The sequence below is a fragment of the Variovorax sp. P4_D9 genome (genome assembly GCF_056401695.1).
The window spans coordinates 23586-30641 of record NZ_JBFUIU010000076.1; the positions used below are offsets into that span (position 1 = coordinate 23586).

The 7056-nt window shown below is 66.1% G+C and carries 7 protein-coding genes; 1 reads left to right on the plus strand and 6 read right to left on the minus strand.

The features are described from left to right. Positions 1-76 precede the first annotated feature (76 nt). The 6 genes from AC1DY5_RS11305 to AC1DY5_RS11330 are packed head-to-tail and all read right to left on the minus strand — an operon-like array spanning position 77 to position 5859. Complete coding sequence (locus AC1DY5_RS11305; protein WP_478111377.1) at positions 77-1426, minus strand: MFS transporter; 1350 nt, start codon at positions 1424-1426, stop codon at positions 77-79. Between the two features lie 45 nt (positions 1427-1471). Next, a complete protein-coding gene (locus AC1DY5_RS11310) occupies positions 1472-1831 on the minus strand; it encodes a protocatechuate 3,4-dioxygenase (protein ID WP_478111378.1) in 360 nt (119 codons plus the stop codon). Next, positions 1828-2682 (minus strand): gallate dioxygenase, encoded by an 855-nt coding sequence (locus AC1DY5_RS11315; protein ID WP_478111379.1) that lies wholly within the window; start codon positions 2680-2682, stop codon positions 1828-1830. Before AC1DY5_RS11315 ends, AC1DY5_RS11310 begins: the two co-directional genes overlap by 4 nt. Positions 2683-2707: 25 nt before the next feature. Next, entirely contained in the window at positions 2708-3835 is a 1128-nt protein-coding gene (locus tag AC1DY5_RS11320; RefSeq protein ID WP_478111380.1) for a Rieske 2Fe-2S domain-containing protein, read from the minus strand. Between the two features lie 22 nt (positions 3836-3857). Continuing rightward, positions 3858-4841 carry a PDR/VanB family oxidoreductase gene (locus AC1DY5_RS11325; protein WP_478111381.1) on the minus strand — a complete coding sequence of 328 codons (984 nt, stop codon included), beginning with the start codon at positions 4839-4841 and terminating at the stop codon, positions 3858-3860. Between the two features lie 34 nt (positions 4842-4875). Beyond that, on the minus strand, positions 4876-5859 hold the full coding sequence (locus tag AC1DY5_RS11330; protein WP_478111382.1) for a Bug family tripartite tricarboxylate transporter substrate binding protein: 984 nt from the start codon (positions 5857-5859) through the stop codon (positions 4876-4878). A gap of 120 nt (positions 5860-5979) precedes the next feature. On the opposite strand from AC1DY5_RS11330, the gene AC1DY5_RS11335 reads away from it, so the two are divergent. After that, positions 5980-6879 carry a LysR family transcriptional regulator gene (locus AC1DY5_RS11335; RefSeq protein ID WP_478111383.1) on the plus strand — a complete coding sequence of 300 codons (900 nt, stop codon included), beginning with the start codon at positions 5980-5982 and terminating at the stop codon, positions 6877-6879. Positions 6880-7056: the final 177 nt, after the last annotated feature.

Sequence of the window (7056 nt, forward strand, 5' to 3'; positions counted from 1 at the left end):
CCAAGAGCAGGCGCTCGGTGTTCGACCGCAGCTGACCGCTTTCCCTCGGATGCAGACCGTCGGCGCCGCAGAATCTCTAATGCGCAACGCCTACAGCTTGGGCAGGCAAAACCTGCCCACTGCGTCGGCTCATCAAGATGGCCAGCCCCGCGATCGCCGCCGGAACGGCCAGCGCAGAGACGATCGCGCCGAAGCCCCATCCGAGCCCGACCAGYACGCCGCCTACCGCCGAGCCCAGGATGCTGCCGAAGCGACCCATGCCCAGCATCCAGCTCACGCCGGTGGCACGGGCCACAGTAGGATAGCAATTCGGCGCGAAGGCGTTGAGGCCGGTCTGCGCGCCGTTCATGAAGAAGCCGGCGGCGAGCACCCACAGGAACAGCGAGCCCGAGAGTGCGCCAGTGGCGCCGACGCCGATCACGCAGAGCGCACCGCCGAGGTAGGAACCCGCGATGACCCAGGTCGGCCGCATGCGGTCCATGGCCCAGCCCGCCAGGATCGCGCCGACCGTGCCACCGGTCTGGAACATCGCCGTGATGTTGGCAGCGGTCGAGATCGGCAGGCCGGCATCCTTGATCAGCGTGGGCAGCCAACCGGTGATCAGGTAGATGACCAGCAGKCCCATGAAGTAGGTGACCCACAGCGAGGCCGTCATAAGGCCGTAGCCCGGCGAGAACAGCACGCCGATCGGCCGCTTGGTCGTCACAGGCGGCTCGGGCGCGAAGAAGGTGGTGCCGGCCGCGAAGGTGGCGCGGCAGACCCGGCCCAGTGTCGCTGCGATGTCCTCGGGCTTGCGGCTGCGCACGACCATGAAGCGCGCCGACTCGGGCAGGTACAGCAACAGGAAGGGCACCAGCAGCAACGGCAGCAGGCCACCCATGAGCAGCACCGAGCGCCAGCCATGCGCGGGGATGAGGTATGCGGCCGCGAAGCCCACCGCGGCCGAGCCGACGCCGAAGCCTGTGAACATGATCGTGATCAGCAGCGAGCGGCGCTTCTCGGGCGCGTACTCGGACAGCAGCGTGGTGGTGTTGGGCATCGCGGCACCGAGGCCGAGCCCCGTCAACAGCCGCAGGATCGCCATCTCCATCGGGTCGCGCGTGAAGGCTGTCACCAGCGTGAAGGCACCGAACAGTAGCACCGACGCGATCAGCACCTTCTTGCGCCCGAAGCGGTCGGACGACGGGCCCGCCACCAGCGCGCCCAGCACGAGGCCGAAGGGCGCGGCGCTCATCACCAGGCCGAAGCTCGCGCGGGAGATGCCCCACTCCTGCACGATCGCGGGGGCGATGAAGCCCATGATCGCCACGTCGATGCCGTCGGCGGCAACGATCAGGAAGCACAGGGCCAGCAGCAGCCACTGGGCTGCGGACATGGGTCGCTCGTTGATGAACGCCTTGACGTCCACTGCAGTCGGTTGAGTCAAGTCAGTCTCCTTGGTCGTCGTGGGTGGCATCGGGGCCGCGTCGTCTTATCGCGCGTCGGGCACCCGGCGAGTCTTCATGAAGTCCTCGAAGCTCTCGCCGCGCATCGATGCGTAGACCTCGAGGTTGGTCGTTTTCGCCACGCGCGCAAACTTTTCGAGCACGAAGAAGTTGGCGCCATGGCGGATCAGGCCGATCCAGTCGCGGGTACGCACCAATCGCTTCTCCTCTTCGCTCAGGCCGGCCTCGGTCATCAGTTGCTCGGGATCAGCCTCGAAACGCTCACGCCAGGGCTTGCCGATCATCTGCCAGAAGAAGCGGTTGAGCTTCAGTGCGCGATGGCTCACGCGCAGGTCGAACACGTAAGTGCCGGCGATCGCCTCGACGCCTTTGAGCTGGGGGTTCATGCGGCGGCTCCTTCGGGCAGGTCCTCGAACAGCGCGACCGTCATCGCGGTGGTGGTTGCCAGGTAGTAGTTCTGGTGGAGCTTGCGCACGCGCGGGCTCATGGCGCCGCGCATCGCAAGCCACATGATCTGCTCCACGCTTTCGGCGCCGCCGAGCCGGATGAAGTCGGCGTGCGTCATGCGCGTGAGCTGCTCCGGATCGTGCTCGAGCAGTTCGAGGAAGCGCGCGTCCCATTCCTCGTTGTTGAAGCCCGTGCGCTCGCCATGCACCTGGTGGGAGAGYCCGCCGGTGCCGACCACCACCACGCGCAGATCCTTCGGATAGGACTCGATCGCGCGGCGGATGGCCTGGCCCAGCCGCCAGCAGCGGCGCGGCGTCGGCAGCGGGAACTGCAGCACGTTGACCGCGATCGGCACCACGGTGCCGGGCCAGTCGGGCTTGTGAGGCCACAGAAGGGGCAGCGGCGACGCACAGCCGTGATCGATCGGCTTGTCCTGGAAGATCGCGATGTCGAATTCGTCGTTGACCAACGACTCCGCGACGTGGGCCTGAAGTTCGACGTCGCCCCGGATCGGCGGCAGGTCGCGCAGGCCGGCACCCTCATCGGYCACCTGGAACTCGACGCCGACGCCGAGCGCGAACGTGGGGTAGAGATCGAAGAAGAGGCTGGTGCAATGGTCGTTGTAGATCATGACCAGCGCGTCCACCTTCTGCTTGGCCAGCCAGTCAGCCACCGGCAAGTAGCCGTCGAACAGCGGCTTCCAAGCCGGATCCTGCTGCTTGCCCTTGTCGTAGGCCACGCCGATGGTCGGCACGTGCGAGGTGCCGATGCACCCAATGATTCTGGCCATTGCTGCGTTCCTTGAATGCGACCGGTCAGAGGACGTAGCCGGCTTCGGCCGCGGCGCGGTCGTAGAGCGCGCGACGCATCAGCAGGCCTGGTTTGTCGGGCGCGAAGTTGAGGTCGAACTGCTGCTCGGTGTCCTTCTGCACCACGTCGAGGATCCATTCGAGCGCGTCGACGTCCTCGAGGTAGGCCTTGGCAGAGGCCGCGTGCAGGTAATCGTCCGAGGCCTTGTTCTCCAGGTCGAAGTTGCGTGAGTTGAACCACCAGTAGTGGATGCTGCCGTTGGTCTCGGGTGTGAAGATGTGCGTGATGTTGAAGCGGTACTCGGCGATGGCGCCGGGCGGCGGCGTGGGGTCGACGATCTTCGCGAAGGCGGTGTGCAGCGCCGGCGATTGGAAGCGCGCCTCGGAATAGCGATCGACCGGCTTGCCGGTGAGGCCGGTGGGAACCGCATAGACGCCCGGCGGCGGCGAATTTTTGAGCAGGCGGTCGATGATGACGACCTCGCCGTCGCGCCGGATCTTGAGCTTGGAGCGCGCGTATTCGGGTGTCCCGATGGCACCGGGATGCAGGAAGGGGAAATGCGTCTGATCAAGCAAGTTCTCGTGCATCGACACGTAGTCGGATTTCAGGTGAAACTGGCCGCTGACGCTCTTCCAGCCCGGGTCGTTCAGCCAGTGCGTATCGGGAATCAGCGCTTCGTCGGCCTGGTCAGGGTCGCCCATCCAGATCCAGATCAGCGGTGCACGCTCGACGACGTCGAAGCTGCGGACCTGCGCGTTCGTCGGCACGTTGGGCATCGAGGGCATGTTGACGCAGCGCCCCGAGGGGTCGAACTGCATGCCGTGGTAACCGCAGATCAGCGTGTCGCCCTCCAACCGGCCCTTCGCGAGTGGGAAGGAACGGTGCGGGCAGCGGTTGCGCACCGCGACCGGCTCGCCGGCCAGCGTGCGGTACAGCGCCACGTCGATGCCGAGCAGGCGCCGGCTCGTGAGTTCGCGCGAGACCTCGCTGCTCAGCGCGGCGACGTACCAGCAGTTGCGGATCAGCGGCGTGTTGTGGTCGGCGAAGCCGCCAGCCTCGAAGGCGGGCTCGGCCAGCGGTGCGCGCGGATGCAGGATCACCTGCTCGACGATGTGTTCCAGAACTTTTTCCATGATGGGGGTCCTTTCCGATGGATCAGAGGTCGAGCACCAGACGCTCGCCGCGGATGCGCGAAACGCAGATGCACAGGGTGTCGGCGGCCTCGCGCTCCTCGTGCGACAGGTACTGGTCGCGGTGCTGGATCGGGCCGTCCGCCTTCAGCACGCTCTGCGGGCAGAGACCGCATTCGCCACGCCGGCAATCCCACAGCACGTCGACCTTGGCAGCCATCAGCGCGTCGAGGATGCTCACGTCCTTGCCGACCCGGACCACGCGGCCCGAGCGCTTGAGCTCGACGTCGAAAGCCACTTCATCGCCCTGCGGGCCGGCGCCGAAGAGTTCGCTGCGGATGCGTTCCGCCTCCCAGCCCGCGGCACGGCCGGCTGCATGGGTTGCCTCCACCATCGACGCGGGACCGCAGACATAGGCGGTCGTGCCGGCCGGCTGCGCCGCGATCAGCGCGTTCAGATCGAGCTTGCCCGTGTCCTGACCACCGCTGAGGTGCAGGTGGACGCGTGGCCCCGCCAGCGCAACCATCGCCTCGCGGTACGCCATGAATTCCGGCTCTCGCCCGGCATAGACCACCGTGAATTCGCGCCTGCGCCGAGCCAGGCCGCGAACCATCGAGAAGATGGGCGTGATGCCGATGCCGCCTGCGATCAGCAGGCTGTGATGGTCGCGTCGATCCAAAGGAAAGTTGTTCGCGGGCGCCGAGATACGCAGTCGTGTGCCGACCTCGAAGTTCGCGTGAATGTAGGCTGAGCCGCCGCCGCGGTCCTCGCGCTGCACCGCGATGCGGCAGGTGTTGCGGGCATCGTCCGCCTCCACGTCGCCGCCGATCAGCGAGTAGTGGCGCACGATCAGGCCGGTCTGTTCGTTGCCGGTATGGACCTCGACGTGCGCACCGGGTCCGTAGGCCGGCAGCGGCGCGCCGTCGAGCGTGCGCAGGCGGAACTCGCGAACGCGCGGCGTCAGCTGCCGCACACCCGAGACTTCGACATCGATGTGTTTGCGTGCCATGGATTGCTTCCTATACGGGCGAGCGAGCGCCGGCTCAATCGAGCTTGATGCTCGCTTCCTTGATGGTCGGACCCCACTTGGCGATCTCGTCTCCCATGAGCCGGGTCATCTCGGTGGGCTTCATCGTGTAGGGCTCGTAGGTGAAGGTGGCCAGCTTTGCGCGCACATCGGGTTCGTTGAGCGCCTTGATGACCGCTTCGTTGATCTTGAGGATCACGTCCTGAGGCGTGCCCTTTGGCGCCAGCAGCCCGTTCCATCCACTGACTTCCCAACCGGCCGGCGCGCCCGCTTCCTTCGCCGTTGGCACGTCGGCAAAACCTGCGGTTCGCTTCGGTGCAGCGACCGCAATGAAGCGCAGCTTGCCGGCTTGCTGCAACGAGCCCGCGGAGGCGGCGCTGCCGATCGCCCAGTCGACTTCGCCATTGGCGACCGACTGGTAGAGCTGCGACGTTTCCTTGAACGGGATGTGCGTCATCTTGGTGCCCGTGGTCGACTCGAGCAGCAGGCCGCCCAGATGCGCGGGACTCGCGACATTCCACGATCCATACGACACGGCGCCCGGCTTGGCCTTCGCAGCGGCGATCAGGTCGCTCATCGTGGTCCACTTCGAGTTGGCGGGCACTGCAACAAAGAAGCTGTTGCGAACCAGCGGCGTGATGGGATCGAAGTCCTTCAGGACGTTGTAGGGGAGCTTGGTGAAGAGGTGCGGCTGTGTGCCGACCTGGAAGCTGTCGATCTGGCCCAGGGTGTAGCCATCCGGTGCGGCCCGCTTCACGGCATCGAAGGCAATGAAGCCGCTGGCGCCGGGCCGGTTGTCGACGATGACCGGCTGGCCCAGCGTCATGCCCATCTTGTCGGCCAGGATGCGCAGCAGCACGTCAGGGCCTTGGCCCGCCGGAAAGGGCGTGACGATCTTGATCGGCTTGGTCGGGTAGCTCTGGCCCTGGGCCTGAACGGAGCCCAAGAGGCCGAGCGTCGCGCCTGCGGCGGCCAGCAGGCCGGGGAAGGATTTCATCATGTCGTGTCTCCGGTGAGGGTTGTCGAAGCTCTTTCCGGCTCGTTTTCGCAATTTTATTGATGAAGATCAAGCACAATTGAAGCAATTTAAGAGTATCAGTCAACGATATTTGGAACGAATATGGACACCTATCTGCATGTGAAGACCTTTGCGCTGGTGGCCCGCTACGGCGGCTTCACCGAGGCGGCGCGTCAGCTCGGCGTCGTGCCATCGGTGGTCGCGAAGCGCATCGGGCAGTTGGAGAAGCACCTGGGCACGCGACTGTTCGAGCGCACGACCCGTGCGGTCCGGCTCACCGAGGCGGGCGAGAAGTTCCAGTCGCGCGCCGGGGCGCTGGTCCACAGCTTCGACGAGTTGCTCGAGAGCGTGTCGACCGACGAGAGCAAGCTCGAGGGCCACCTGCGCGTGATGGCGCCGACCACGCTCACGATGCTGTTCCTCGGCGAGGCGTTGTGCCGCTTTTTGCGCACTCACGACGGCATCACGCTCGAACTCGCGTTGGTCGACCTGTCGACCAACCCCGCAGAGCAGGGCTTCGACGTCGCGATCAGCGGGCGCGCGGCGAGCTACGAGGGCGTCGTCGACATCCCGCTGTGCCCTGTCGACGCCGTGGTCTGCGCCGCACCCGCATATCTGGCCGCCCACGGTTCACCGGCGCATCCGCGCGAGTTGGTCGACCACAGCTGCCTATGCTTCAAGCCTTCGGGCTCGAGCTGGCAGTTTCAGAGCAACCGCGGCGCGATCGCGGTGGACCTGCGACCGCGTCTTCTGGCCGACGACAACCGCACGCTGCTGGGCGCCGCCCGGGCAGGTCTCGGCATCGCCGCACTGCCGGCCTACGTGGCGCAGCAGGCGCTCGACGATGGTTCGCTGCAGCGGGTGCTGCCTTCCTTTGCGCTGCAGGAGACCTGGTTCCGGGCCCATGTGCCGAAACGACGGCAAGGCGTGGCCCGCGTTTCGGCGCTCGTGACGTGGCTGTCTCAGGAGTTGGCGTCGGAGCGATGGCGGCAGCGAACGTAGGCGAGGGGCCGCAAGCATTCGCGGATTGCTTGATTGTCCGATGGCTGCTCTGAGTCGCAGAGCAGCTTTTCAGCTTTGAACCGTGAAAGGCTCTTGAGGGCCCTGAAGAGACATCCACTTTCCTGATCTCGTTGCCGCAAAGCTGCCGGCCGAGCCCGCCCACAGGGACCTGAAGGA

Excerpts from the sequence above, each read along its gene's own strand:
- AC1DY5_RS11335 (WP_478111383.1), top strand. The coding sequence starts at position 5,980 with ATGGACACCTATCTGCATGTGAAGACCTTTGCGCTGGTGGCCCGCTAC.
- AC1DY5_RS11325 (WP_478111381.1), bottom strand. The coding sequence starts at position 4,841 with ATGGCACGCAAACACATCGATGTCGAAGTCTCGGGTGTGCGGCAGCTG.
- AC1DY5_RS11330 (WP_478111382.1), bottom strand. The coding sequence starts at position 5,859 with ATGATGAAATCCTTCCCCGGCCTGCTGGCCGCCGCAGGCGCGACGCTC.
- AC1DY5_RS11320 (WP_478111380.1), bottom strand. The coding sequence starts at position 3,835 with ATGGAAAAAGTTCTGGAACACATCGTCGAGCAGGTGATCCTGCATCCG.
- AC1DY5_RS11310 (WP_478111378.1), bottom strand. The coding sequence starts at position 1,831 with ATGAACCCCCAGCTCAAAGGCGTCGAGGCGATCGCCGGCACTTACGTG.